We start from the raw sequence: 26,168 nt of genomic DNA on the forward strand, positions 1-26,168 counted from the left end.
GGCCCTGGACGGGCCTCGTCCTCAAACGCCGGACGGGCTGAAATCGGCCCCTGCCCCTTACCCGTACTTGGGGGCTCAGCCCCCAGACCCCCGTTTCGGCCCTGGACGGGCCTCGTCCTCAAACGCCGGACGGGCTGAAATCAGGCCCTGCCCCTTACTCAAACGCCGGACGGGCTGAATCAGCCTCTCCGGCGTTTGAGGAGCGGGGGTCCAGGGGGCAGAGCCCCCTGGAGGACGGGGATGGGCAGGGGCGGCGGGGGCGATCTCCAGGTCAGTCGTCGTCCCGCTCCTGCGTCACCGTCGACGTCTTCGCGTCCACCGTCCACTCGCCCTGCGTCGTCTCCACCGACCACACCGCCGGCCCGTCGTCGTCGAGGTCGACCTCGACCACCGTGCCCTTGGCGGCGGCCGCCCGAGCCGCCTCCTCGGCCGTCACCGCGGTCCCGCGCAGCGCGGCCAGCTCCTCGCGGCCGTCGCTGTCGTCGTCGCGCTGCGCGCCGAGGGCCTTGCCGGTGTCCGGCGCGACCCGGACCTCGTACTCCGTGCCGTCCGACTTCACCACGTCCACCTTCCAGTGGTCGGCGCCGTCGTCCTCCAGGTCGACGGAGACCGCCGTACCCGGTGTGTGCTTCAGGGCCGCCGCCACGGCATCCGCGGCCGTCACCTCCGCCGTACGGAGGGTGCCGTCCCGGCTGTCGTCGTCACGGTTGTCCCGATCATCGCGGTCGTCCAGGTCGTCCCGGTCGTCCCGGTCGTCCGCGACCGTCTGCACGTTCGTCTTCCCCCGCACCGGCGCGCTGTCGTCGTCACCGGATGCGGAGGCCGCGAAGGCACCGCCTCCGACGAGTGCCGCGACGGCGACGGTGGCGATGACGATGTTGCGCTTCATGGTGTTTCCTCCCGAGTCGTTCGGTTCGACGTGAACAACTGTCGCCCGCTGACGCTGAGGAGAAGCTGAAGGACCCTGAAGGAGTCTTCAGGTTCGCTTTGCGACGCTGTACGCATGCGCCTGTTGATCGTGGAGGACGAGAAGCGGCTGGCCCTGTCGCTCGCCAGGGGGCTGACGGCCGAGGGGTACGCCGTGGACGTCGTGCACGACGGCCGCGAGGGGCTGCACCGGGCCACCGAGACGCCGTACGACCTGGTGATCCTGGACATCATGCTGCCGGGCATGAACGGCTACCGCGTGTGCGCCGCCCTGCGCGCCGCCGGCCACGACGTGCCGATCCTGATGCTCACCGCCAAGGACGGCGAGTACGACGAGGCCGAGGGGCTGGACACCGGCGCCGACGACTACCTGACCAAGCCGTTCTCCTACGTGGTCCTGGTGGCCCGCGTGAAGGCGCTGCTGCGGCGGCGCGGTCCCGGTCCCTCCCCGGTGCTCGTGCACGGGGACCTGAAGGTCGACACCGCCGCCCGCCGGGTTCACCTGGGCGAGGACGAGGTCGCGCTCACCGCCAAGGAGTTCGCCGTACTGGAGCAGCTGGTCACCCGGCCCGGGGAGGTCGTGTCCAAGGCGCGGATCCTGGAGCACGTCTGGGACTTCGCCTACGACGGCGACCCCAACATCGTCGAGGTCTACATCAGCGCCCTGCGCCGCAAGCTCCGCCCCGGGCTCATCCGTACCGTCCGCGGCGCCGGATACCGGCTGGAGGCGGGCCGATGAGACGCCTGTTCGGCTCGGTACGGGCGCGGGCGGCCCTGGCCGCCACGGTCGTCGTCGCGGTGGCCCTGCTGGCGGCGGGCGCGGCCGTCCTGCTGTCCCTGCGGTCCAATCTGGTCGAGCGGGCGGGGACCGAGGCGGAGCGCGTGGCGCGGTCCGTCGCGGCCGAACTCGCCGGTGGACGGGCGTACGGCGATCTGGACCTGGACGACGAGACGCCGGTCCAGGTCGTCGACAAGGACGGGACCCTGGTCGCCGCGAGCGAGGGGCTGGAGCGGATCAGCGGGACCGGGACGGACGCCGTCACGCCCCGGCCCGCGCCCAGCCCCAGCCCCAGCCGCACCGACGGCGACGACGACGGCGACGATGACGACGACCGGGACGACGGGGCGTCCCTGGAGCCGGGGGAGATCGATTCGGAAACCGACTTCACCGAGGGCTCCGCCACCGTCGACGGGCACACCGAGGACTACCGGTTCGCCGCGGTGGAGGTCGACGCCGGGGACCGGGGCCGGTTCACCGTCACCGCCGGTGGCTCGCTGGACGCCGAGCAGAGCGCGGTGGACACCGCGACCACCGCCATGCTGGTCGGCTTCCCGCTGCTGATCGGGGTCGTCGCGGGGGTGACCTGGCTGGTCACCCGGCGCGCCCTGCGTCCGGTGGAGGACATCCGGCGCGAGATGGCGGAGATCACCGCCTCCGAGGACCTCACCCGGCGCGTTCCCGAGCCCGATACCCATGACGAGGTGGCCCGCCTGGCCCGTACGACCAACGAGACGCTGGCCGCGCTGGAGTCCTCGGTGGAGCGCCAGCGGCGCTTCGTCGCCGACGCCTCCCACGAGCTGCGCAGCCCGATCGCCTCCCTGCGCACCCAGCTCGAAGTGGCCGCCGCCCACCCCGAACTGCTGGATCTGGGCGGGGCGGTGGAGGACACCGTACGGCTCCAGCACCTGGCCGCCGACCTGCTGCTGCTCGCCCGGCTGGACGCGGGGGAGCGGCCCGCCGACGGGCGGGTGGACCTGGCGGAGCTCGCGATCGAGGAGTCCGCGGGGCGGGCCGGGGTGAGCGTGGTGGCCGACGGGCCGGTGGAAGTGGCCGGATCGCGGGGGCAGTTGGCGAGAGTGCTCGCCAACCTGCTGGACAACGCGGCCCGGCACGCCCGCTCGGCCGTGGTCGTGACGACCCGCCGGGAGGGGGGCTCGGCCGTCCTCCAGGTCTCCGACGACGGGGACGGGGTGCCCGTGGCGGACCGGGAGCGGATCTTCGAGCGGTTCGTACGGCTGGACGAGGCCCGCAGCCGGGACGACGGCGGTGCCGGTCTGGGCCTGGCCATCGCCCGGGATGTCGCCCAGCGGCACGGCGGCGGCCTCACCGTGGGCGACGGACCGGCGGGCGGAGCCCTGTTCGAACTCCGTCTGCCGGCCGTCTGAGTCTCGGGTGGGTCAGGGCCGCCCGCGTTGCCCGCGCAGGTGCTCCGCGATGGGCTTGAGGGCCTTGTCCAGCTCCACCAGCGCCTCCGGCGACAGCAGGTCGATGAAGTGCCGGCGCACCGAGGCCACGTGGTGCGGGGCGACCTTCTTCATCGTCTCCATGCCGTGCTCGGTGAGGACGGCGTAGAGCCCGCGCCGGTCCGACTCGCAGTTCTCGCGCCGGACCAGGTTCGCGTTCTCCATCCGGGTGATCTGGTGGGAGAGGCGGCTCTTGGACTGCAAGGTGGCGGAGGCGAGATCACTCATCCGCATCCGCACGCCCTCCGATTCGGAGAGGTTCACCAGGATCTCGTAGTCGTTCATGGTCAGGCCGAACGGCTGGAGGTCCCTTTCGAGCTGGTACGTCAACAGCCTGTTGACCTCCAGGTGGGTGCGCCAGGCGCACTGCTCCGCATCGGTCAGCCAGCGCGTGGCCGTCTCGGTCTCCATAAATGAAGTCTACCTAAAATGTTGAAAAGCGAACTAGTGTGGGCGGTGTGACACTGCGCACGCGTTCGAAGTCGTCACACTCCGCAGACTACCGCTCACAGCCCGAAGCGACGCTGGAGGTCTCCCAGCTGTCCGGGAAGGCGCGGTGCGCCGCCTTGCTGTGAGCCACCTGTGGAGGCTCCACTTCCGGGCACTCCCGCCTGGTGCGGGACGGTCCCCGTCGGCTGCTCGGCCATGAGGGCTTCCGAGGACTGCAGGAGCACCGTTCCGGCTCCCACGAACTCGAACTGGTGCTCCTCCCCGGAGGCCCCGCCGAGGCCCGTCATCGCACGTAGACCGCCCATCAGGCCGGTCATATAACCGTAGTCGTAGTGATGGCACGGGGAGGGGCAGTCGGCCCAGCCGACGAGCGCCTGCGGATCCACCCGGATCGGGGGTTCCATGAACACCACCGGACCGTTAGATGCGGCCACGAACTTCCCGGTTCCGATGAGGGTCAGAAAACCCGGCACGATCGATTGCTTGAGCGACAGACTTGGCTGAAAAGCGAGCAGGTTGCCTGAGCGAATGGTCAGGTTGCCCTCGTCGAGGTCGTAGGAGTTCACATCGAAGGCCCGATCTGCGAGGAGCATCTTCCCCGAGCCCTCGGCGACGACCCAGTCGCTCGCGTGCAGTGGTGAATGGAAGGACGTGCGGACGAGCCGCTCCAGCCGTCCGTGGCCGATCCCGTTGAACTCGATCGAGCCGTAGTAGGCGATCATCTTGCCCTTCTGGAGAAACCACTGGTTTCCCTTCAGTTCCACGCAGAAGGTGTAGCTGTCGACGTTGTCGTCGGACGGCAGGGTCATCGGGTCGTGGATCACGGGCCCCGCCCCCGGGTAGTGGCTCACAGCTTCTCCTCCGATGCCTGGACGTACACCGCGCCGCTGCCGCTGAGCTCCAGCTGGAACGCCTCGCCCGAACCCCGGCCCACCATGTCCCGCCAGCCCAGCGCCGTCGACAGCTTGTTGCGGACGTCGCCGTGGTGGGCGACATAGGCCTGGGGGTCGACATGGACCGGGCGCTGCGGGGTGATGGGCAGCTCCAGCACGCCGCCGTGCGCCATCACGGCGACCGCGCCGTGCCCCTTGAGGGTGGTGGTGAACAGGCCCTGGCCGGTGACCTGGCCGCGCACCATGCCCATCACACCGCCCTGGGAGCCCAGGAACATCGTGCCCTGCTCCAGGGTGCCCTCGAAGGCCAGCAGACGGTCCGCCTCGACGTAGAGGGTGTCGCCCGTGAGCTGGATCACCTGGACGTGGTGGCCGCCGTGCCCGAACAGGACGGTGCCGCTGCCCTCGACGGTCATCAGCGGGGTCGCCTCGCCCGCGACCCGGCGGCCGATCATGGACATCAGCCCGCCCTGGCCGCCGGTCATGTTCGGGGTGAAGGACACCTCGCCCTTGTAGGCGAGCATCGCGCCGCGCTGACTGAACAGCCGCTGCCCGGGCATGACCGTGGCCTCGACCATCTTGGAGTTGATCTCACGCAAGGCCATGTCAGAGGTCCCCCGCGATCGTGTTGCGCTCGCTCGGCTGTACGTAGACCAGGCCGTCGCCCTCGAAGCGGATCTGGAAGGCCTCGCCGCCGCCCTCGCCCATCAGTGTGCGGAAGGTCACACCCGACTGGAAGGACTGCCGCAGATTGCCCTGGTGGGCGATGTACGCCCCCGGGTCCACGGTCAGCGGGTACTGGGCACTGACCCGGAGCACGACCGCCGGGCCGTCCGAGGTGATCGCCGCCTGGCCGTGCCCCTCGACGGTCGTGGTGAACAGGCCGTTGCCCTGCGAGGCGCCGCGCAGCCCCGTGAAGGTCGTGCCCGTGCGCAGGCCGCCGTCGGTCGCGAGCAGGTTGCTCGACTCGACGTAGAGGGTGTCGCCCTGGAGGCCGACGAGGTTGATCTCGGACGCGCGGTCCGCGAACCAGCAGGTCCCGTGCCCCTTCACCTCCATCACCGTCATCTGCTCACCGGTCAGGCGCCGGGTCACCATCCCCCGGATGCCCTCACCGCCGCCGCTGAGCTTCTTGAACGCCATTTGTCCGTCGTACGCCACCATCGAGCCGTTCTTCGCCTTCACGGCGTCCCCGGTCATCTCGACGGCGAGCACCTTGCTGCCCTGAAGTCGGAACATCGCCACGCAGGTGACGGTAGCCGCCGCCGACGGGCCGGGGGTAGGGCCCGAAGCCGGAGATCGACCCGGAATGTGCCCTTAAGGGGCGACGGACCGGACAACGGACGGGGTGGCGCACCCCCACCCCCGGGCCGGAGGGGGCCCGCAGGTTTGCCACAATGGACGAACGTTTGTGCTCGCGTTCACAAACTCCGACGTCTCTCCCACCGAAGGTGATCCGTGGACATCAAGACCGCCACCGCCCTCCGCCGCCTCCGTCTCGTCTCCACGCCCGAGGCGGTGTCCTTCCTCCTGCTGCTGGTCTGCTCGGTGCTCAAGCGCACCACGGACTTCAACGCGGTGCCCGTGATGGGCGGCATCCACGGCTTCCTGTTCGTCCTGTACGTGATCTTCTGGGCGGACGCCTGGAACCGGGCGAAGTGGCCGCTGGGGACCGCCGCGCTGTACTTCGTCCTCTCCGTCCTGCCCACCGGCGGCTTCTTCGCCGACCGCAGGCTGCGGCGCGAGGCCGAGGACGCGGTCATCGCCTCCCGTGCCCGTCAGGAGGGCGTGGTGAAGGCGTCGTGATCGTCGCCTTCTCCGTGACGCCGCTCGGCGTCGGCGAGGACGTGGGGGAGTACGTCGCCGACGCCGTCCGGGTGGTGCGCGAGTCCGGTCTGCCGCACCGCACCGACGCGATGTTCACCTCGATCGAGGGCGAGAGCTGGGACGAGGTGATGGACGTCGTCAAGCGCGCCGTCGCCGCCGTGGAGGCGCGCGCCCCGCGCGTCTCCCTCGTGCTCAAGGCGGACATCCGGCCCGGTGTGACCGACGGGCTGACCTCCAAGGTGGAGACGGTGGAGCGGTACCTGGCCGGCGAGTAGCCGCCGCCCTTCCTCGCCGGAACCCCGGCCCCCGCGCGGGCCGGGGTTTTCTCGTGCCGCGATTTTGAGCGCTCGCTCAAAACTACCTTGAGCACTTGCTCAACTCGGTCTTGAGCACTCGCTCAAAAGCGTGTACGTTTCCGCGTCAGAAGGTTTGAGCACTCGCTCAAATCACACGCTGACCTGGGGGATCGCATGGGCCGTTCCGGCCTGTACATCGAGGCGCGGATCCGCGCCGACCTCGACGCTCTGTGGGCCCGTACCCAGGAGCCGTCCGAGCACCAGCGCTGGGACCTGCGCTTCACCGAGATCGACTACCTCCCGCGCGAGGAGGGCGAGCCGCAGCGCTTCCGGTACGCCACGCGCGTGCTGCCCTTCCTCACGGTCGCCGGGACCGGGGTCTCGGCCGGGGAGAGGGAACGCCCCGACGGCACCCGCACCTCCGCCCTGCGCTTCTCCTCCCCGCACCCCCTCTCGCTGCTCGCCGAGGGCAGCGGCTACTGGCGCTACATCCCCGACGGCGACGGCGTCCGCTTCCTCACCGGCTACGACTACCGCCCCCGCTGGGGCTCCCTCGGCGCGCTCGCCGACCGCCTGCTGTTCCGCCCGCTCATGGGCTGGGCGACGGCCTGGTCCTTCGACCGCCTGCGCCTGTGGCTGGAGCACGGCATCACCCCGGAACGGGCCCGCCGCAACTGGCTGGCGGAACTGACCGTCCGCGCTCTCGTCATCGCCTTCGCCTGCACGGGACTGGGTCTGGAGTCCGTACTTCTCCTGCTCGGCCCCTTCGCGGCCTCGGCGGCGTACCTGTGCCCCCTGCTGCTGGCGGCCGCGGTCTGCGCGGCCCTGTTCAAGTCCCCCCTGCCCACGACCCCGGCGGCCCGCCGCTGCCTGCGCCAGCCGCCGACGAGCACACGGGCGCCGCGGCTGCTCCGGACCCTGGAGAACCCGCGGTGACGGTGGCGACCCGTGCCGTGCCGGGTGCCGATCCCGGCGGCCTCCGCCGCAGGCCGGGCGCCGCCCTCGGCATCGGCCCGGCGAGCGGCGGGCCCGGCCCGCCCTCCGGGCGGACGACGTGACTTCGCGGACGCGTCCGAGGCCTCGATGACCACCCTGCTCCGTACCGGCCCGGACGCCGGCTGCGGCCGTCCGTACCCGAAGCCTCCCGCACCGCCCCGGTCGGGCGGACCCGCACCGGTCCGCCCGAGCGTCGGCCCAGATGCCCGTACGCCTTCCCACCTCGGAGACCCCGATGACTTCCATCTTCCGTACCGCCATGGGCCCCGACTTCCGCCGCCTCCACCCCGAGCTGCAGCGCCGGTTCTCCGTCGGGCTCGCGAGCGGGGAGGCCTGTACCGGGCGTGGGGTCATGGACCGGATCTGGCACGGCGGGGCCGTTGTGAAGCCCTTCCTGGCCCTCGGGGGTACGCGGAACATCCTCGTGCCCCGCGAAGGGCGCCGTGTGCCGTTCGTGATCGAGAACGTGCCGTACGTCGACTCCTTCGGGCGTGAGACGGTGAGTTTTGTGCGTACCTTTGATCTGCCCGGGAGGGCCCGGCGGTTCGATGCCCAGATGGTGCTGAGTCCCCGGGGCGACCGGGTGCTCGACTACCTCGGCACCCATCAGCACCTCGCCACCGATCTGTTCCTGCGGGCCGAGCCCGACGGGTCGCTGCTGATCCGGTCCGGGGAGCACCGGTTCCGGGAGGGTGTGGTGGATGTGCGGGTGCCCGAGCTGATCGGGGCCGCGGCCGAGGTGCGGGAGTCGTACGACGACGCCGCGGGACGGTTCCGTATTCAGGTGCGCGTGGTTAACCGGTACTTCGGGCCGCTCTTCGGGTACGAGGGGTCCTTCCGGGCCGAGTACACCGACGTCCGGCGCTGCGGTGTGCGGCCCGGGCTGCGGCCGGTACGCGAGGAGGCGCGGGCGTGAGCGCGGAGACCCCGAAGTCGGCGGAGACCCCAAGGCCGGCGGAGACCCCAAGGGCGGCGGAGACCGCGAAGGCGACGGAGACCGCGAAGGCGCTGGAGACCAAGACCAAGCTGCTTGAGGGCGCGCTGCGGACGCTGACCGAGCAGGGGATCGCCAAGACCTCCGCGCGGGCGGTGGCCTCCGCCGCCGGGGTCAACCAGGCGCTGGTCTTCTACCACTTCGGCTCGCTGACCGACCTGCTCGCCGCGGCCTGCCGGTACGGCGCCGAACAGCGCGTCGCCCGCTACCGCGACCGTTTCGCGGGCATCGCCTCGCTGACCGAACTGCTCGCCGTCGGCCGGGAGATCCACGAGGAGGAGAAGGCCACCGGCTATGTCTCGCTGCTCGGCCAGCTCCTGGCCGGCGCCCAGACCCACCCCGGCCTCGCCCCCGCCACGGCCGCCGGCCTCGACCTGTGGATCACCGAGATCGAGCAGGTCCTCACCCGGGTGCTGGCCGGTGCCCCGTTCGGTGAGTTCGTCGACGCGCCCGGCCTCGCCCGCGCGGTGGCGGCCTCCTTCGTAGGAATCGAACTGTACGAAGGGGTCGACGCGCAGGGCGCCGGTGCGGCCCTCGACGCCCTCGAACAGCTCGGCCGGCTCGTGGCCGCGCTGGACGACCTCGGCCCCGTGGCCCAGCGGGCGGTGCGTCATCACCTGAGGCGCTCCCGGCGCTGACGGACCGCCACCCACGGGCACCCACCTGGACGCCCCCAGTTCGACACGCCCACAAATGTCCACTTGTGTATGGGTATCGACGCGATCGTCGATGACTCCTCGATCACTGGAGGGCGCTGTGCGGCCGGAGGGCTATGACTACGACACCCACAGCCGACTCGCCGGACCTCTGACGGAACCGGCCGACGCTGCCTACCGGGTGCAGTACACCTCACTGCTCTCCCGCGAACCACGCCGAATACGAGCCGTCCTCCTGATGACCCTGGCGCCCCTGCTCACCGGCGCCCTGCTCGTCTACCTCGTCTGGCCCACCCACTGGGTCGCGCGCGAGGGCGGCGACCGCTGGCTGGTCGACCTCGACATCGCCATGCTCGTCTCGATCGGGCTCATCGAGCTCTTCATGGTCGTCAACGTCGTCTCGGTCGCCCACGCCACCCTCGTGGCCCGCGACCCCATCCCCGTCGTCCCCGAGGCCGGTACCCGCGTCGCCTTCCTGACGACCTACGTCCCGGGCCGCGAGCCCCTCGACATGGTCCGCGCCACCCTCGAAGGCGCCGTCCGCATCACCCACGACGGACCGCTGGACGTCTGGCTCCTGGACGAGGGCGACGACGAGGCCGCCAAGGCCCTGTGCGCCGAACTCGGCGTCCGCCACTTCACCCGCCACGGCGTCCCCGAGTGGAACCGCCCCAAGGGCGCCCACAAGGCCCGCACCAAGCACGGCAACTACAACGCCTGGATCGCCATGCACGGCGGCGACTACGACTTCTTCGCCTCCGTCGACACCGACCACGTGCCGCTCCCGAACTTCCTGGAGCGGATGATGGGCTACTTCCGCGACCCGGACGTCGCCTTCGTCGTCGGCCCCCAGGTCTACGGCAACTACCAGCATCCCGTCACCAAGGCCGCGGAGTCCCAGCAGTTCCTCTTCCACGCGCTCATCCAGCGCGCCGGCAACCGCTACCGGGCGCCCATGTTCGTCGGCACCAACAACGTCGTACGGATCGCCGCCGTCAAGCAGATCGGCGGACTCTACGACTCCATCACCGAGGACATGGCCACCGGCTTCGAACTGCACCGCCGCCGCAATCCGCTCACCGGGCGGCACTGGCGTTCCGTCTACACCCCGGACGTGCTCGCCGTCGGCGAGGGCCCCGCCTCCTGGACCGACTTCTTCACCCAGCAGATGCGCTGGTCGCGGGGGACCTACGAGACCCTGTTCAAGCAGTACTGGAAGGCGCCGTTCTCCATGTCGCCCGGCCGGCTGTTCTCGTACACGCTGATGCTCGTCTACTACCCGATGACGGCCGTCAACTGGTTCCTCGGCATCCTCAGCTGCTTCCTCTTCCTGTGGTTCGGGGCCTCCGGCACCCAGGTCGCCGCCTCCGTGTGGCTGATGCTCTACAGCGACGCGGCGGCCCTGCAGATCGGGCTCTACCTGTGGAACCGGCGGCACAACGTCTCGCCGCACGAACCGGAGGGCTCCGGCGGGCTTGCGGGCATGGCGATGTCGGCGCTGTCCGCGCCGATCTACCTCAAGTCCTTCGGCGAGGCGCTGATCCGCCGGCCCAGCCGGTTCGTCGTCACCCCCAAGGGCGAGGACGTCAGCCCCGACCGGCTGCTGACCTTCCGTATCCATCTGGGGTGGGCGCTGCTGCTCGGCGCCTCGCTGGCCGCCTCCGTGATGCTCGACCACACCCATGTGGCGATGCGCACCTGGGCGGTGCTCGCCATGGTGATCTCGCTCGCGCCGGTCGCGGTGTGGATCTCCACCCGGGTCAGGGAGCGGCGCGCGGGGCGGTCCACGGTCCCGGCCGCGCGGCCCGCCGACGGCACCGAGTCCGCCCTCGCCCCCGCACCCGTCTCCGGTACCCCGACAGGAGGCAACTAGTCCATGGCCTACCGACCCTCGAAGAAGACCAAGAAGACCGTCCTCGGCATCGGCGGCATCACGATCCTGCTGGGCCTGAACGCCCCCGCCGCGCTGGATTTCGCGGGGGAGAAGTACCACGAGTACAAGATCGCCCAGCCCGGCTACAAGGCCCGCTACGGGTCCTGGAGCATGGTCGACATCCCCGAGGAGTACCGCACCAACGCCATCCACGCGGCCCTGCTGCACACCGGCAAGGTGCTCATCGTCGCGGGATCCGGCAACGAGCAGCGCAAGTTCGACGCGGGCGACTTCGACACGGTCCTGTGGGACCCGGTGAAGAACACCTTCAAGAAGATCCCCACCCCGGACGACTTCTTCTGCTCCGGCCACGCCCAACTCCCCGACGGACGCCTGCTGGTGGCCGGCGGCACCGCCCGCTACGAGCTGCTGGAGGGCGAGGTCGACCGGGCCGGCGGCGGGATGCGGGTGAAGAACGAGAGCCCCGACAAGGCCGTGTTCCTGAAGAAGGGCACCCGCTTCCGCTCACCCGCCGGCGTCGAGTACGTCACCAAGTTCGACGTCACCGTCCCCAAGGCCAAGCGCACCTTCAAGGTCACCTACAACAAGGCCGGGGTGATGCAGCCCTGGCAGACCAAGGTCACCGCCAGCGAGGCCCGGGTCTTCGTGGAGGCCGTGGAGGAAGGCCCGCTGTCCGTCACCAACAAGCAGGCGCAGTACGAGATCGTCGGGCTGACCGGCGAGGAGGCGCAGAACGTCTACGGCCTCTCCGAGAAGATCACCCTGGACAAGCAGGACTTCCAGGGCATCCGCGCCGCCTACGAGTTCGACCCGGTCGCCGAGAAGTACGTCCCGGTCGACCCGATGGACAAGGCCCGCTGGTACCCGACCCTGGTCGGCCTGGACGACGGACGTGTCCTCGCGGTCTCCGGGCTCGACGACGTCGGGGTGATCGACCCCGGCGACAACGAGATCTACGACCCGAAGACCAAGAAGTGGTCCCCTGGCCCCAAGCGCTACTTCCCCACCTATCCGGCGCTGTTCCTCACCAAGGGCGGCAAGCTCTTCTACCCGGCCGCCAACGCCGGTTACGGGCCCGCCGACCAGGGCCGTGAACCGGGTCTGTGGGACCTGGAGACCAACACCTTCACCAAGGTGCCGGGGCTGCGCGACCTGGACCAGACCGAGACCGCCGCCTCGCTGCTGCTGCCGCCCGCGCAGGACCAGAAGGTGATGATCCTCGGCGGCGGGGGCGTCGGCGAGTCGAAGAAGTCCACGCCGCGCACGGCCGTCGTCGACCTCAAGAAGGACAACCCGGCCTTCGAGGACGGCCCCGACCTCCCCCAGGGCACCCGCTACCTGAACAGCGTGATCATGCCGGACGACACGGTGTTCACCACCAACGGCTCCGAGGACTACCGCGGCCGCAGCGCCAGCAACATCTTCAAGGCGCAGTTCTACGTCCCCAAGGAGAACCGCTTCCGGGAGGCCGCCGCGCCCAAAGTGGGCCGCAACTACCACTCCGAGGCGCTGCTGCTGCCGGACGGCCGCATCGCCACCTTCGGCTCCGACCCGCTCTTCGACGACCAGCAGAACACCAAGCTCGGCCACTTCGAGCAGCGCATGGAGGTCTTCACCCCGCCCGCCCTGCACAAGAACGGCGCCAACCGGCCCGTACTGAAGGACGGCCCCGAGCTGCTGCCGGAGAACCGGGAGGCGACCTTCACCACCGACCACCCCGAACGGATCGCCAAGGCCCGTCTGATGCGGCCCAGCGCGGTCACCCACACCACCGACGTCGAACAGCGCTCCATCGCGCTCGGCCTGGACAAGGACAAGGACTCCGTGACGGTCACCGTCCCCGAGGACCCGGCCCTGGTGCCGCCCGGCTGGTACATGCTGTTCGTCACGGACGCGGAGGGCACGCCCTCGGTGGCCAAGTGGATCCAGGTGAAGTGACCGGCTAGCCCTTGGCGTTGCGGGCCAGGCCCAGCGCGTACTCCGGCCACCACTGGCCGGCGGGCGGGCCGCCCGCGCAGGTGCCGTCCGACTCGCCGGGCCGCTTGACCCAGAGGTAGGCGTCCACGACGGGATCCCCGGTCCTCGTCGTGGGCGCGCTGCCGAGGGCGCGGCCCGGCGGGTTGCACCAGACTCCGTCCAGCGGGCCGTTGCCGTTGCGGCTGGTGTCGATGACGAAGTGCTTGCCGTCCAGCCGCTGCGACAGCACCCGGCCGTACGCCTTGGTGACCTCGTTGGTCTGGAAGTTGGAGACGTTCAGCGCGAAGCCGTCGGCCTCGGCGATCCCGGCCCGCAGCAGCGGCTCGACCAGCTTCTCCGGCTCCTTGATCCAGGCGGGGTTGCCCGCGTCGAGGTAGACCTCGGTGTGCGGCTGCTCCTTGAAGCGGCGGATCGCCTCGCTCAGCAACTGCTCCCGCTCGGCGTGCAGTTCACCGGGCGTGCAGCCGTCCACCATGTGCGCGACGGCGTCCGGCTCCAGCACCACCAGTGCCTTGCTGCCGCCGAGCGACCGGGCGAACCGCTCGATCCACCGCCGGTAGGCGTCGGCGTCGGGCGCGCCGCCCGCGGAGTGCTGCCCGCAGTCCCGGTGCGGGATGTCGTACGCCACGAACACCGCGGTACGCCCCTCGGCGGCCGCCGCGGCGGTGGCCGCGCGGATGGCGGGCCCCGGGTCGCTCTCCCCGGTCGGCCACAGGGCGGCGGGCCGGTCCGCGATCCGGCGCAGCAGCTTGGCGTCCTCGGTCCGGCCCTGCCGCTGCCACAGCTCGATCTGCTGGGCCGCGGGGCTGCCCGGGTCGACCCAGAACGGGGAGCCGGGCGCCGGAGCGGCCTGCCGGGACGAGGCGGCGGCGACGGGCGTCCCGTCGCTGTCGGCCTCGGACGAACAGCCCACCACGAGTGCGAGCACCGCGAGACCCGCGAGGGTGTGGATCAGCCGGGACATGCTGCTCCCTGGAGCGGAGGTGACGGTACGTCACCAATCGTTCCATAAAGGAGACGTTTATTACGGAATCGACATGTTTCAGGCGCCGCCCGAGGCCAGCGCGATCCCCAGCGGCGTCCGCTCGTACAGCACCTGGTGGCCGTAGCGCCGGGAGACCAACAGCCCCGTGTCCCGCAGCGTCGTCAGGTGCGCGGACACCGACGAGGGCGCGAGACCCAGACGGTGGGCGAGGGCGGAGGTGGTGGCCGGTTCGTCGAGCGCGGCGAGCACGGCCGCCCGGCCCCGGCCCAGCAGCCGTACCAGTGCCTCGGAGGTACCGGCCGCGGGCTCGGCCCACAGCCCGGCCAGGCCCCGGACCGGATACACCACCGTCGGCTGCCAGGGCGGCTCGAAGCCGCTGACCACGTCCGGCCAGCAGAACACGCTCGGCATCAGCACCAGCCCCTGCCCGTCGAGGTCGCGCACATGCTCGGCGGCCACCTCCATGGTCAGCGTGCGGCCGCTGAAGGACAGCCGCCGGTCCAGCTCGGGCAGCAGCGCGCCCAGACCCACCTCCGCCAGCCGCCGGGAGTGGAAGGCGACATCGGCTTCGAGGAGGGCGCGCAGCCGCGGCCAGTCCGGGGCCACCAGGACGCGCCAGGCTTCCGCCAACAGATCCGCCAGCTCCTGGACGGTGCGGGCGGGGTCGGCCAGCAGCGCCCGGCCCTCGGGGGAGTGCAGGGCGCCCGGGGTGTCGGCGAGCGCGCGGGCCATGTCGTCGCGCGCCGCCTCCGGATCGGCCGAGCGGACCGCCGCGAGCTCCTCCTCGAAGTCGGCCGCGGGGCCGATCGGAGGCGGGCCGAGGAAGTCCGGGGTGTGCCCGCGCCTGGGCATCAGCAGCCACAGCGGGGCCAGGTCCAGCGCCCGGGCCGACTCCTGGATCCGGCGCAGCCACTGCGGGTGGTAGCCGTGCCGGTCCCGTCGGCGCAGGGTGCGCACCGCGTCCTGGGTCTCCCACAGCGGGGAGATCGCGAACCGGCACCGGAGGAGATCGTCGTCGCCGAAGCGCAGATGGGACGGCACGGCACCTCCTCCTGATCCGGAACATTCGGCTGTCGCCGAAACTCTACGGCGGGCGGCCCACTCCTGGGCAGGATGCCGCCCATGCCGGACCAGACCAGCCCGCCCGCACAGGCGGACCTCCAGGAACTCACGGGCTACCGCCCCGTCTTCGCCGTACGGGAGTTCCAGGCCGTCTTCGCGGCCTTCGCGCTCTCCCTGCTCGGTACCGTCGTCGGCGAGATCGCGCTCACCGTCCTCGTCTACGGGATCACCGGTTCGCCGCTGCTCAGCGCGCTCACCTTCGCCATGGGCTTCCTGCCCTACCTGCTCGGCGGCACCCTGCTCGCCGGGATCGCCGACCGGTACCCCGCACGGCGGGTGCTGGTGGTGTGCGACCTGGTCTGCGCCGGCTGCGCCCTGGTCATGGCGGCGCCCGGCACCCCCGTCGCAGCACTGCTCGCCCTGCGCTGTGTGATCGCCGTCGTCTCGCCGGTGTTCAGCGGCACCCGCACCGCCACCCTCGCCGAGATCCTCGGCGACGGCGACCTCTTCGTCCTCGGCCGCTCCCTGCTCAGGATGGTCTCGCAGAGCGCCGTGCTGGTCGGCTTCGGACTGGGCGGCGTCCTGCTCACCGTCGTGACACCCCGCGGCGCCCTGGCCGTCACCGTGACCACGTACCTGTGCTCCGCGCTCCTCCTGCGGTTCGGCACTCGGCGCAGGCCCGCCACCGCCCAGGGCGGCTCGCTCGTGCGGTACTCCCTCGCCGGCGCCCGCGAGGTGCTCGGCGACCGCAGGATCCGCGCGCTGCTGCTGCTCCTGTGGGTGCCGCCGATGTTCATGGTCGCGCCCGAGGCGCTGGCCGCCGCCTACGCGGACGAGATCGGCATCGGCACGGCCGGGGTCGGGCTGCTGATGGCCGCCATGCCGGTCGGCACCATCATCGGCGAGGTGTACGCCGGCTCCGCCCTCTCGCCCGCCGCCCGTTCCCGGATCGTGCTCCCGCTCGCCTCCTGCGGACTGCTGCCCCTGCTGGTCTACCCGCTCGGCCCCGGCCTGGTCTGGATCCTGGCCGCGCTGCTGGTCACCGGGCTGGCCGGGGCGTACACGCTGGGTCTGGACCGCTGGTTCGTGGACGCGGTGCCCAAGGAGCTGCGCGGGCGGGCGATGACCGTGCACACCGCGGGCCTGATGACCATCCAGGGCATCGGCATGGCGCTGGCCGGGGCGGCGGCGGAGTTCTGGCCGGTCGCGACCGTGGTCGGCGTGGTCGGCGCGCTCGGTACGGCCTGCTGTCTCGGCCTCGTCCTGGAGGTGCGGCGGACCTCCCGCGGACCGATGGGCGAGACAGGGCTGACCACGATATGACCGGCCGGTAAGGTCTATTGCCGTGCCGAAGCCGCTCAGTCTTCCCTTCGATCCCATCGCCCGCGCCGACGAACTCTGGAAGCAGCGCTGGGGAAACGTGCCGTCCATGGCCGCGATCACCTCGATCATGCGCGCCCAGCAGATCCTGCTCGGCGAGGTCGACGCGATCGTCAAGCCCTACGGGCTGACCTTCGCGCGGTACGAGGCGCTGGTGCTGCTGAACTTCTCCAAGGCCGGGGAACTGCCGATGTCGAAGATCGGCGAGCGCCTGATGGTGCACCCCACCTCGGTGACCAACACCGTGGACCGGCTGGTGAGGTCCGGACTGGTCGCCAAGCGGCCCAACCCCAACGACGGGCGCGGCACCCTCGCCTCCATCACCGACAAGGGGCGCGAGGTGGTCGAGGCGGCCACCCGGGACCTGATGGCCATGGACTTCGGGCTGGGCGTGTACGACGCGGAGGAGTGCAAGGAGATCTTCGCGATGCTGCGGCCGCTGCGGATCGCGGCGCACGACTTCGAGGAGAAGTAGGGGGCCGGAGCGGGCCCCGGACCCGCGCGAAGATCGCCCGGAACGTGCGGTTACGCTCGACGGCATGAAATCCAGCGTGCTGACCCGCTACCGCGTCATGGCGTACGTGACCGCCGTGATGCTGCTCGTGCTGTGCACCTGCATGATCTTCAAGTACGGGTTCGACAAGGGCGAGGACGTGACCTTCGCGGTCTCCCAGATCCACGGCGTCCTCTACATCATCTACCTGATCTTCGCCTTCGACCTGGGCTCCAAGGCGAAGTGGCCGTTCGGCAAGCTGCTGTGGGTGCTGCTGTCCGGGACCATCCCGCTGGCCGCCTTCTTCGTCGAGCGCAGGATCGCCCGGGAGACGCTCCCGCTGGTCGGTGGCGCCCGGACCGCCGCCGTCAAGGCGTAACAGCACACCGTCGTGAGGAACTGCTCACGGCGGTTCGCCATCGACATTTACTAGGACGTCCTAGTAAATTCGAAGGTATGGACGCTGACGCCATCGAAGAGGGCCGCCGACGCTGGCAGGCCCGGTACGACGCCTCGCGCAAGCGCGAGGCCGACTTCACCACGCTCTCCGGTGATCCCGTGGAGCCGGTGTACGGGCCCCGGCCGGGGGACACCTACGACGGCTTCGAGCGGATCGGATGGCCGGGGGAGTACCCCTTCACCCGGGGCCTGTACCCCACCGGCTACCGCGGGCGGACCTGGACGATCCGCCAGTTCGCCGGGTTCGGCAACGCCGAGCAGACGAACGAGCGGTACAAGATGATCCTCGCCAACGGCGGCGGCGGTCTGTCCGTGGCCTTCGACATGCCCACGCTGATGGGGCGGGACTCCGACGACCCGCGCTCGCTGGGCGAGGTCGGGCACTGCGGCGTCGCCATCGACTCGGCGGCGGACATGGAGGTCCTGTTCAAGGACATCCCGCTGGGCGATGTCACCACCTCGATGACGATCAGCGGCCCGGCGGTGCCGGTGTTCTGCATGTACCTGGTGGCGGCCGAGCGGCAGGGGGTCGACCCCGCGGTGCTCAACGGCACTTTGCAGACGGACATTTTCAAGGAGTACATCGCCCAGAAGGAGTGGCTCTTCCAGCCCGAGCCGCATCTGCGGCTGATCGGCGACCTCATGGAGCACTGTGCGGCGGGCATCCCGGCGTACAAGCCGCTGTCGGTCTCCGGGTACCACATCCGCGAGGCCGGGGCGACGGCCGCGCAGGAGCTGGCGTACACACTGGCCGACGGCTTCGGGTACGTGGAGCTGGGCCTGTCCCGCGGGCTGGACGTGGATGTGTTCGCCCCCGGCCTCTCCTTCTTCTTCGACGCGCACGTCGACTTCTTCGAGGAGATCGCCAAGTTCCGTGCGGCGCGGCGCATTTGGGCGCGGTGGATGCGGGACGTGTACGGCGCGAAGTCGGAGAAGGCGCAGTGGCTGCGGTTCCACACACAGACCGCGGGTGTCTCGCTGACCGCGCAGCAGCCGTACAACAACGTCGTCCGTACGGCCGTCGAGGCGCTGGCGGCGGTGCTGGGCGGGACGAACTCGCTGCACACCAACGCGCTCGACGAGACGCTGGCGCTGCCGTCGGAGCAGGCGGCGGAGATCGCGCTGCGCACGCAGCAGGTGCTGATGGAGGAGACCGGGGTCGCCAACGTCGCGGATCCGCTGGGTGGTTCGTGGTACGTCGAGCAGTTGACGGACCGGATCGAGGCGGACGCGGAGAAGATCTTCGACCAGATCAAGGAGCGCGGGACGCGGGCGCATCCCGACGGGCAGCACCCGATCGGGCCGATCACCTCCGGGATTCTGCGCGGGATCGAGGACGGGTGGTTCACCGGGGAGATCGCGGAGTCCGCCTTCCGGTACCAGCAGTCCCTGGAGAAGGGTGACAAGAAGGTGGTGGGCGTGAACGTCCACACCGGGTCTGTCACCGGGGACCTGGAGATTCTGCGGGTCAGCCACGAGGTGGAGCGGGAGCAGGTGCGGGTGCTCGGGGAGCGGCGGACCGCGCGGGACGATGCGGCGGTGCGTGGCGCGCTGGACGCGATGCTCGCTGCCGCGCGGGACGGGTCCAACATGATCGGGCCCATGCTGGACGCGGTGCGGGCGGAGGCGACGCTCGGGGAGATCTGCGGGGTGCTCCGCGAGGAGTGGGGGGTGTACACGGAGCCTGCGGGCTTCTGAAGTCCCCTTGTCCGGTGCGGCCGTTGGGGGTGGGTGCGCTCACCGGCGCTGGCCGGGTGCCTCCCCCAGAGGGGGGACCCCCAGCCCACCCGTGCCGCCTGGGGGTCCCCCCTCTGGGGGAGGCACGACTGCCCGCAGCTGCGGCGATTCGGCCGCTGACGGCGGGGTGGGTGCGCAGCCCGGCGCCATCGGGGTGCCGCTGCGCCCACCCGTGCCGCCCTGCGGCACGACTGCCCGCAGCTGGGGCGGGTTTACTGCGCAGGCGCTGACGCGGCCCCCAGCCCGGCCACGAGCACCGTCGTGAACCGGTGGACCCACGCCGCGTCCGCCGGTTCCGCGCTGACCAGGCAGCGGTGGACCACCGCGCCGGCGACGACGTCGAAGATGAGGTCGACCGTGCGGGCGGATTCGGACTCGTCCGTTTCCGGGGGGAGCTCGCCGCGGGCCTGGGCGCGGGCGCGGCCCTCCAGGACCAGACGCTTCTGGCGGTCGACGATGGACGCACGGATGCGTTCGCGAAGCGCCTCGTCGCGGGTGGACTCCGCGACGACCGCCATCAGTCCGCTCCTGGCCTCCGGCCGCGCCAGGATCGCCGCGAACTGATGGACCACGCCCTCGATGTCCGCGCCCAGCGTCCCGCGGTCGGGCAGTTCGAGTTCGTCGAAGAGCTCCGCCACCGCGTCGACGACGAGTTCGTTCTTGCCGGACCAGCGGCGGTACAGGGTCGTCTTCGCGACCCCCGCCCGCGTCGCCACGTCGGACAGCGTCAGCTTCGACCAGCCCAGCTCCACCAGCGCCTGACGGGTCGCCGCGAGGATCGCCGCGTCCGCCGCCGCGCTGCGGGGGCGCCCGGTGGCCCGTGGGGCTGGAGTGCTGCTCTGCATGCCAAGCACGATAACCACGCCCGCTGTGTGTCGGCGCCGTGAGGCAGATCACCGCCCCCGCGTCCCCGGGAGGCACTCGGTGCCATTACGCTACGACTCGTAGCGAAACCACTGGCGTGGGGTGGGGACCCCCCGCATCGAAAGCTTGACCGGCTTTCTCATCGCTTTTCACTCGTGCGCGAGAACGGGGGAGGATAGACGCATGCAGCCACGGAACATGTCCATGAGCGGAGTCGTCGACCTCGCCGCGGTGAAGGCGGCCCAGGAGGCCAAGGCGAAGGCGGAGCAGGCGCGCGCCGAAGCGGCCCGGCAGGGCGGGGGCGGCGCCGTATCGCCCGCGGACCTCGTCATCGACGTCGACGAGGCCGGGTTCGAGCGAGAAGTACTCCAGCGGTCCACCGAGGTGCCCGTCGTCATCGACTTCTGGGCCGAGTGGTGCCAGCCCTGCAAGCAGCTCAGCCCCGTCCTGGAGCGGCTCGCCGTCGAGTACAACGGCCGCTTCCTCCTCGCGAAGATCGACGTCGACGCCAACCAGATGCTGATGCAGCAGTTCGGCGTGCAGGGCATCCCCGCGGTGTTCGCCGTCGTCGCCGGACAGGCGCTGCCGCTCTTCCAGGGCGCCGCGGGCGAGCAGCAGATCCGCGAGACGCTCGACCAGTTGGTGACCGTGGCCGAGCAGCGGTTCGGGCTGACCGGTCTGCAGGTCGACCCGGAGGCCCAGCCCGGCGACCGGTCGGCGCCCGCCGCCCCGGCCGGTCCGCACGACGCGCTGCTTGAGGCGGCCGTACAGGCCCTGGACGCGGGTGACTTGTCCGGGGCAATCCGGGCGTACCAGAACGTTCTGGTCGACGACCCGGGCAACACCGAGGCCAAACTGGGGCTCGCGCAGGCCGAGTTGCTCCTGCGGGTGCAGGACGCCGATCCGCAGACCGTGCGCAAGGAGGCCGCCGAGAAGCCCGGTGACCCGCAGGCGCAGATCGCCGCCGCCGACCTGGACCTGGTGGGCGGTCATGTGGAGGACGCCTTCGGCCGGCTCATCGAGACGGTGCAGCGCACCGCCGGTGACGACCGGGAGGCCGTACGGGTAAGGCTGCTTGAGCTGTTCGAGGTCGTCGGGGCCGACGACCCGAGAGTGGCGGCGGCGCGCCGGGCCCTGGCGCGCGCCCTGTTCTGAGCGGGTCACGGGCCCCCTTCTGACCAGTCACTAAACGCGAGACGGCGTGTGACAGGAGTGAAGGAACCGGCCAACCTGTTGTCACTGCGGCCGCGCTTTACCAAATCTTGGTAATCGCGGCCGCTGTTACTGCCAGTAAATCAAGGGCGTTGGTCTGTCGGAATCTGTCCGGCGATTCCCGGATTTGTTCACCCCCCTGAGGCGACCGAGCGTCGCCGTTCGAGACCGACGGGTCGCCCCGCGGTTATCCGGCCGTTACTAGCGAGTAACGAACCCCCTTGTGCGGGCGGCGAGAATGCACCACGATCGGCCACGCTCGGTCCATTCCCGAACTGCCCCGACAGCCAGCCGGGGTGACGGGAGTCCAGGGTCCCCACCGGGCAGAACCGGCGGCAATGACGCCGGTTCTTGGACAGGGGGGTCTTCGCTCTCCGGCGAAGCCTGTCCAGCAAGGTTGTGCGTGATGCGTGTCAGGCGCGACCAGTGGTTGTCGCTCGGGGGTGATCGCCGGTGATTCGGGCGCGGTTCCCGCGCCGCCGAGTGCGGGCGCTCTCCTTCCCGAGGACGTAGCACTTCTCCCATCCCTGCCCGGCTGAGCCGTCGAGTCGTACGGGCCAGTCAGGGCCAGGAGATGTACGTCCGAGAAGGAGGAAATATGGAGTCCCAGGTGCGTGGCGGGACCAGATGGAAGCGGTTCGCCGTCGTGATGGTGCCCAGCGTCGCCGCCACGGCTGCGATAGGTGTCGCCCTCGCGCAGGGCGCTCTCGCCGCGTCGTTCAGCGTGTCGGGCCAGTCGTTCAAGGTGACGACGAAGCAGCTCGACGGTACGGGCTTCGCCCAGTACGGCGCCCTCGATGAGGGCTACACGCTCAGCGGCAAGAAGACGGTTCACCCCGTCGCGGTCTCGGCCTTCAAGTCCGCGACCATCAACAGCCTGTGCCAGTCGGTTGTCACCCCTGACATTCCGATCCTCGGCAACGTCAGCCTGATCCTTCGGGCCGGCGAGGACCCGAAGAAGCCGGTCGAGGCCGAGAACCTGTACATCGACGTGGCCGACCTTGAGGCCGACGCGACGTTCAAGGGCATCGACATCGGTGTGGCCGCCAAGGACGCCAGCAAGGGTCCGGGCATGAAGGGCGGCGGCGAGCAGTCCAACCCGTTCGGCTTCGCCCAGCAGGCCGACTCGGTCGTGCTGAAGGACGTGAAGCAGACGGCGTGGGCCACCACCGCCGGAACCTTCAAGCTCAGCGGTCTGTCGATGAAGCTGTCGACGGGTGTCAAGGAGTGCTACTAAGCACTCACTGACGGGCGGGGGAGCCGGTGGCGCCCCCGCCCGTCCACCATCCGGGCGTCCTCTTCACACGTCCGCACCCTCAGCATCACAACTCACCACCACAGCAACGCCGCAGCAGGGAGCTGTTTTCCATGAGCGCCGAGACTCCTGCCGTACCCGGCCGTGATGAGCACTACCTCCGGGTCATCAGGCGGAACTTCCGCGCCTGGCGGGGCGCGAGGCCCTTCTGGGCCGGTCTGTTCGTCATGCTCGGCGGACTCCCGATCGCCTACTTCCCGTACGCGAACCTCCAGATCGGTCATCTGACTCTGGCGATGTCGACGACCGCGGGCGCCGGCTCCCTGATCATCGGCGTGCTGCTGATGGTTCTCGGCGTCAGCCTCTGGTTCCAGAAGCACGTGCGCGTCTTCGCGGGCGTCGCGGCGATTCTGCTGGCGCTGGTGTCCATTCCCGTCTCCAACCTGGGCGGCTTCCTGATCGGCTTCCTGTTCGCCCTGGTGGGCGGCGCGATGGCCGTCGCATGGGCCCCGGGTGTGCCGGAGGCAGCGCCGGAGTCGCAGCCGGAGCCGGTCAAGGAGAGCGCGGACCAGCAGGAGGCCGCCCCCGAGGGCGAACTCCCGGCCGAGCGGGACGCGGTGGACGAGCCGAACGATCTGTCAGGAACGAGCCCGGCGAACGGGGCGAACGGGAGGCACAGTGCCGGCTGACGAGGTGACCCACGGGGCTGACGTGGACACGTCCCGTGCGAGAACCGGGCCGCGGCATGCGGCTCCCAAGAAGCCGCTGTTCACCAGGTTCCACATGCCGGCCGGCAAGGCGATAGCCCTGGCCGCGATGCCGACGGCGGTCCTCATGGGGATGGGGTTCACGCCGACACTCGCCAACGCCGAGGACCAGCCGGCCGCCAAGAGCCTGACGGCCGACGAGTACAAGGACTGCGTGGCCGCCCTGGAGGGCGAGGACGAGAAGAAGTCCGAGTCCCCCACGCCGTCTCCGAGCGTGAGTGAGTCCGCCGCCGAGGAAGACACGGCGGAGCCGACCCCGACCGAGACGGCCGGGACCGGCACGGGCGGTTCCTCTTCGTCGGATTCAGGTTCCGACGACGAGGCCGAGCCCGAGCCGGCACCGTCCGCGAGCAAGACGTCCGAACCGCAGTCCGGCGGCGGCGACACCGCCCCGGAGACCCCCACGCCGTCCCCCACCGAGTCGGACCCCAATCTGCTGGAGCAGATCGGCGGTGCGCTGGAGGACATCTTCACCCCCGGCAAGGACGACAAGGAGACCGCGAGCCCCACGCCGTCGGCCACCCCGTCCGCCACGCCGTCGCCGAGCGCCGACGAGGACAAGCCCGAGGAGCCGGTGAAGGAGACCGCCGACAAGGTCACCGACACCGCGAAGGACACGGTCAAGGACGCGGCGAAGGACACCACCGACGCCGCGGCCGAGGCGGCCGACGACGCCGCCGAGGCGGTCGAGGAGGCGGCCGAGGAGGCCACCGCCACGCCCAGCCCGTCGGCGACCGAGAGCGTCGACCCGGAGGACTGCCCGGTCGCCACGGACGCGGAGGGCGGTGTCGACAACACCGTGCCGCTGCCCGACGACCCTTGGTACCTGAACGCCAGCTCGCTGCTGCTCAAGGGCGCCGACTACAAGGGCATCGTCAAGGTCCGTACGGCGAACGGCACCACCAAGGAAGTGCTGAAGTACGTCATATCCGACGGCACCGACATCGGCGACCTGCACCAGACGGTGAAGGACCCGCAGACCGGCAAGACGTACCACGTGCAGGCGGGCAAGGGCACCACGTCCACCATCCGCGACGGCAAGACGATCATGTACACCGAGTCCATCTCCGGCAATCTGCTGGGGCTGATCCCGGTGACGTTCAGCCCGGAGAACCCGCCGCCGCTGAACATCCCGCTGATCTACTTCACCAAGGTCGAGGTCGTCCAGGCCGCCCAGTTCGGCGGCACCCTGCATGTCCCCGGCCTGCACCAGTTCGTCACCGACTGAGGCACCGTACGGAGACTGAGGCACCGTCAACGCGCTGAGGGCGCCCCCTGATCCAGGGGGCGCCCTCAGCGCCGTACAAGACCCTTCGCGGGGCCGTCAGTTGCTCTGGTCGCCGCCCAGGTGGTGGACGCGGACCATGTTGGTGGTGCCGGGGACGCCGGGCGGGGAGCCGGCCGTGATGATCAGGACGTCGCCCTGGTTGAAGCGGCCCAGCTTGAGGACCTCGCCGTCGACCAGGTCGACCATCTCGTCGGTGCTGTTGACGAACGGCACGACGTGCGACTCCACACCCCAGCTGAGGGTCAGCTGGTTGCGGGTGGACTCGTCGGTGGTGAACGCCAGGATCGGCTGTGCGGCGCGGTAGCGGCACAGGCGGCGGGCGGTGTCACCGGACTTGGTGAAGGCCACCAGGCCCTTGCCGCCCAGGAAGTCGGCGATCTCGCAGGCCGCGCGGGCGACCGAACCGCCCTGCGTGCGCGGCTTCTTGCCCGGCACCAGCGGCTGCAGGCCCTTGGCCAGCAGCTCCTGCTCGGCCGCCTGGACGATCTTCGACATCGTCTTGACGGTCTCGATCGGGTACGCGCCCACGCTGGACTCGGCGGAGAGCATGACCGCGTCGGCGCCGTCCAGGATCGCGTTGGCCACGTCGGAGGCCTCGGCGCGGGTCGGACGGGAGTTGGTGATCATCGACTCCATCATCTGGGTCGCCACGATCACCGGCTTGGCGTTGCGGCGGCACAGCTCGATGAGCCGCTTCTGCACCATGGGGACCTTTTCGAGGGGGTACTCGACGGCCAGGTCGCCGCGGGCGACCATGACGCCGTCGAACGCCATCACGACATCCTCCATGTTCGCCACCGCCTGCGGCTTCTCCACCTTGGCGATGACCGGGACGCGGCGGCCGACCTCGTCCATGACCTTGTGCACGTCCTGCACGTCGTTGGCGTCCCGCACGAAGGACAGCGCGACCATGTCGCAGCCCATGCGCAGCGCGAACCGCAGGTCCTCGACGTCCTTCTCGGACAGCGCGGGCACGTTCACGGCCGCGCCGGGCAGGTTGATGCCCTTGTGGTCGGAGACGACACCGCCCTCGATGACGATCGTCCTCACCCGGGGGCCCTCGACGTCCAGGACCTTCAGTTCGACGTTGCCGTCGTTGATGAGGATCTGGTCGCCGCGCGAGACATCGCCGGGCAGGCCCTTGTAGGTGGTTCCGCAGATCTGCTTGTCACCGGGGACGTCCTCGGTGGTGATGACGAACTCGTCGCCACGCTCCAGCTCCACCGGACCCTCGGCGAAGGTCTCCAGACGGATCTTGGGGCCCTGGAGGTCGGCGAGCACACCGATGGCCCGGCCGGTCTCGGCGGCGGCGGCCCGGACCCGGTCGTAGCGGCCCTGGTGCTCTTCGTGCGAGCCGTGGCTGAAGTTGAAGCGGGCCACATTCATGCCCGCCTCGATCAACGCGACGAGCTGTTCATGGGAGTCGACCGCGGGGCCGAGAGTACAGACGATTTTCGAACGGCGCATGGGGCGATCCTATCGGTTTGTTTCGCTGCGGAATATTCCGTCTGG

Annotated in this window: 27 protein-coding genes; 18 read left to right on the top strand and 9 right to left on the bottom strand. The window is 70.5% G+C overall.

Going from position 1 to position 26,168, the window contains the following annotated elements:
• Nucleotides 1-271: 271 nt before the first annotated feature.
• Nucleotides 272-889 (bottom strand): PepSY domain-containing protein, encoded by a 618-nt coding sequence (locus ACZ7L7_RS23895; RefSeq protein WP_285510073.1) that lies wholly within the window; start codon nt 887-889, stop codon nt 272-274.
• Between the two features lie 114 nt (nt 890-1,003).
• On the opposite strand from ACZ7L7_RS23895, the gene ACZ7L7_RS23900 reads away from it, so the two are divergent.
• Nucleotides 1,004-1,666 (top strand): response regulator transcription factor, encoded by a 663-nt coding sequence (locus tag ACZ7L7_RS23900; protein ID WP_285435659.1) that lies wholly within the window; start codon nt 1,004-1,006, stop codon nt 1,664-1,666.
• Nucleotides 1,663-3,093, top strand: a complete 1,431-nt coding sequence (locus tag ACZ7L7_RS23905) for a sensor histidine kinase (protein WP_471427633.1) — start codon at nt 1,663-1,665, stop codon at nt 3,091-3,093. Before ACZ7L7_RS23900 ends, ACZ7L7_RS23905 begins: the two co-directional genes overlap by 4 nt.
• 12 nt (nt 3,094-3,105) lie before the next feature.
• On the opposite strand, the gene ACZ7L7_RS23910 is transcribed toward ACZ7L7_RS23905, so the two are convergent.
• From ACZ7L7_RS23910 to ACZ7L7_RS23925, 4 genes are all read right to left on the bottom strand, one after another.
• Nucleotides 3,106-3,582, bottom strand: a complete 477-nt coding sequence (locus tag ACZ7L7_RS23910) for a MarR family winged helix-turn-helix transcriptional regulator (RefSeq protein WP_285510071.1) — start codon at nt 3,580-3,582, stop codon at nt 3,106-3,108.
• A gap of 95 nt (nt 3,583-3,677) precedes the next feature.
• Nucleotides 3,678-4,472, bottom strand: coding sequence for an AIM24 family protein (locus tag ACZ7L7_RS23915; RefSeq protein WP_285510070.1), 795 nt, complete (start codon nt 4,470-4,472; stop codon nt 3,678-3,680).
• Nucleotides 4,469-5,119, bottom strand: a complete 651-nt coding sequence (locus tag ACZ7L7_RS23920; protein WP_285510069.1) for an AIM24 family protein — start codon at nt 5,117-5,119, stop codon at nt 4,469-4,471. The genes ACZ7L7_RS23915 and ACZ7L7_RS23920 overlap by 4 nt, the downstream gene beginning before the upstream one ends.
• A gap of 1 nt (nt 5,120) precedes the next feature.
• Complete coding sequence (locus tag ACZ7L7_RS23925; protein ID WP_285510713.1) at nt 5,121-5,753, bottom strand: AIM24 family protein; 633 nt, start codon at nt 5,751-5,753, stop codon at nt 5,121-5,123.
• A gap of 219 nt (nt 5,754-5,972) precedes the next feature.
• Between ACZ7L7_RS23925 and ACZ7L7_RS23930 the strand changes: the two genes are divergently transcribed.
• From ACZ7L7_RS23930 to glxA, 8 genes are all read left to right on the top strand, one after another.
• Nucleotides 5,973-6,320 (top strand): DUF3817 domain-containing protein, encoded by a 348-nt coding sequence (locus ACZ7L7_RS23930; RefSeq protein ID WP_285510068.1) that lies wholly within the window; start codon nt 5,973-5,975, stop codon nt 6,318-6,320.
• Entirely contained in the window at nt 6,317-6,616 is a 300-nt protein-coding gene (locus ACZ7L7_RS23935) for an MTH1187 family thiamine-binding protein (RefSeq protein ID WP_285510067.1), read from the top strand. Before ACZ7L7_RS23930 ends, ACZ7L7_RS23935 begins: the two co-directional genes overlap by 4 nt.
• Nucleotides 6,617-6,811: 195 nt before the next feature.
• A complete protein-coding gene (locus ACZ7L7_RS23940; protein ID WP_472077060.1) occupies nt 6,812-7,573 on the top strand; it encodes a hypothetical protein in 762 nt (253 codons plus the stop codon).
• Nucleotides 7,570-7,695, top strand: coding sequence for a hypothetical protein (locus tag ACZ7L7_RS23945; RefSeq protein WP_285510065.1), 126 nt, complete (start codon nt 7,570-7,572; stop codon nt 7,693-7,695). Before ACZ7L7_RS23940 ends, ACZ7L7_RS23945 begins: the two co-directional genes overlap by 4 nt.
• A 173-nt stretch (nt 7,696-7,868) precedes the next feature.
• The gene (locus tag ACZ7L7_RS23950) at nt 7,869-8,549 is read left to right on the top strand and encodes a DUF4166 domain-containing protein (RefSeq protein WP_285510064.1); all 681 of its coding nucleotides are present in this window, start codon (nt 7,869-7,871) and stop codon (nt 8,547-8,549) included.
• Nucleotides 8,550-8,641: 92 nt separating this feature from the next.
• The gene (locus ACZ7L7_RS23955) at nt 8,642-9,265 is read left to right on the top strand and encodes a TetR/AcrR family transcriptional regulator (RefSeq protein ID WP_285510712.1); all 624 of its coding nucleotides are present in this window, start codon (nt 8,642-8,644) and stop codon (nt 9,263-9,265) included.
• Nucleotides 9,266-9,383: 118 nt separating this feature from the next.
• Nucleotides 9,384-11,156, top strand: coding sequence for a glycosyltransferase family 2 protein (locus ACZ7L7_RS23960; RefSeq protein ID WP_472077093.1), 1,773 nt, complete (start codon nt 9,384-9,386; stop codon nt 11,154-11,156).
• Between the two features lie 3 nt (nt 11,157-11,159).
• Nucleotides 11,160-13,115 (top strand): radical copper oxidase GlxA, encoded by a 1,956-nt coding sequence (glxA, locus tag ACZ7L7_RS23965; RefSeq protein WP_472077062.1) that lies wholly within the window; start codon nt 11,160-11,162, stop codon nt 13,113-13,115.
• A gap of 4 nt (nt 13,116-13,119) precedes the next feature.
• On the opposite strand, the gene ACZ7L7_RS23970 is transcribed toward glxA, so the two are convergent.
• Both ACZ7L7_RS23970 and ACZ7L7_RS23975 read right to left on the bottom strand, forming a co-directional pair.
• A complete protein-coding gene (locus tag ACZ7L7_RS23970) occupies nt 13,120-14,118 on the bottom strand; it encodes a glycoside hydrolase family 6 protein (RefSeq protein ID WP_471427625.1) in 999 nt (332 codons plus the stop codon).
• Between the two features lie 78 nt (nt 14,119-14,196).
• The gene (locus ACZ7L7_RS23975; protein WP_471593163.1) at nt 14,197-15,180 is read right to left on the bottom strand and encodes an ArsR/SmtB family transcription factor; all 984 of its coding nucleotides are present in this window, start codon (nt 15,178-15,180) and stop codon (nt 14,197-14,199) included.
• A gap of 81 nt (nt 15,181-15,261) precedes the next feature.
• Between ACZ7L7_RS23975 and ACZ7L7_RS23980 the strand changes: the two genes are divergently transcribed.
• From ACZ7L7_RS23980 to ACZ7L7_RS23995, 4 genes are all read left to right on the top strand, one after another.
• Nucleotides 15,262-16,524 carry an MFS transporter gene (locus ACZ7L7_RS23980; protein WP_471593164.1) on the top strand — a complete coding sequence of 421 codons (1,263 nt, stop codon included), beginning with the start codon at nt 15,262-15,264 and terminating at the stop codon, nt 16,522-16,524.
• A gap of 22 nt (nt 16,525-16,546) precedes the next feature.
• Entirely contained in the window at nt 16,547-17,056 is a 510-nt protein-coding gene (locus tag ACZ7L7_RS23985) for a MarR family winged helix-turn-helix transcriptional regulator (protein ID WP_285510058.1), read from the top strand.
• A gap of 64 nt (nt 17,057-17,120) precedes the next feature.
• Nucleotides 17,121-17,453 carry a DUF3817 domain-containing protein gene (locus tag ACZ7L7_RS23990; RefSeq protein ID WP_453608433.1) on the top strand — a complete coding sequence of 111 codons (333 nt, stop codon included), beginning with the start codon at nt 17,121-17,123 and terminating at the stop codon, nt 17,451-17,453.
• Between the two features lie 77 nt (nt 17,454-17,530).
• Entirely contained in the window at nt 17,531-19,231 is a 1,701-nt protein-coding gene (locus ACZ7L7_RS23995; RefSeq protein ID WP_471427619.1) for an acyl-CoA mutase large subunit family protein, read from the top strand.
• A 251-nt stretch (nt 19,232-19,482) separates the two neighbouring features.
• Here ACZ7L7_RS23995 and ACZ7L7_RS24000 read toward each other — a convergent pair whose 3' ends face one another.
• On the bottom strand, nt 19,483-20,115 hold the full coding sequence (locus ACZ7L7_RS24000; protein ID WP_471593165.1) for a TetR/AcrR family transcriptional regulator: 633 nt from the start codon (nt 20,113-20,115) through the stop codon (nt 19,483-19,485).
• Between the two features lie 202 nt (nt 20,116-20,317).
• On the opposite strand from ACZ7L7_RS24000, the gene ACZ7L7_RS24005 reads away from it, so the two are divergent.
• The 4 genes from ACZ7L7_RS24005 to ACZ7L7_RS24020 all read left to right on the top strand — a co-directional run bounded on the left by ACZ7L7_RS24005 (nt 20,318) and on the right by ACZ7L7_RS24020 (nt 24,596).
• Nucleotides 20,318-21,289 (top strand): tetratricopeptide repeat protein, encoded by a 972-nt coding sequence (locus ACZ7L7_RS24005; RefSeq protein ID WP_471593166.1) that lies wholly within the window; start codon nt 20,318-20,320, stop codon nt 21,287-21,289.
• 655 nt (nt 21,290-21,944) lie between these two features.
• Nucleotides 21,945-22,583, top strand: coding sequence for a DUF6230 family protein (locus tag ACZ7L7_RS24010; protein WP_285510054.1), 639 nt, complete (start codon nt 21,945-21,947; stop codon nt 22,581-22,583).
• A gap of 131 nt (nt 22,584-22,714) precedes the next feature.
• A complete protein-coding gene (locus tag ACZ7L7_RS24015) occupies nt 22,715-23,290 on the top strand; it encodes a DUF6114 domain-containing protein (RefSeq protein ID WP_285510053.1) in 576 nt (191 codons plus the stop codon).
• Nucleotides 23,280-24,596, top strand: coding sequence for a hypothetical protein (locus ACZ7L7_RS24020; protein ID WP_472077065.1), 1,317 nt, complete (start codon nt 23,280-23,282; stop codon nt 24,594-24,596). The genes ACZ7L7_RS24015 and ACZ7L7_RS24020 overlap by 11 nt, the downstream gene beginning before the upstream one ends.
• Before the next feature lie 96 nt (nt 24,597-24,692).
• Here ACZ7L7_RS24020 and pyk read toward each other — a convergent pair whose 3' ends face one another.
• On the bottom strand, nt 24,693-26,123 hold the full coding sequence (gene pyk, locus ACZ7L7_RS24025; RefSeq protein ID WP_285510051.1) for a pyruvate kinase: 1,431 nt from the start codon (nt 26,121-26,123) through the stop codon (nt 24,693-24,695).
• Nucleotides 26,124-26,168: the final 45 nt, after the last annotated feature.

Source organism: Streptomyces sp. NPDC110618 (assembly GCF_055657065.1).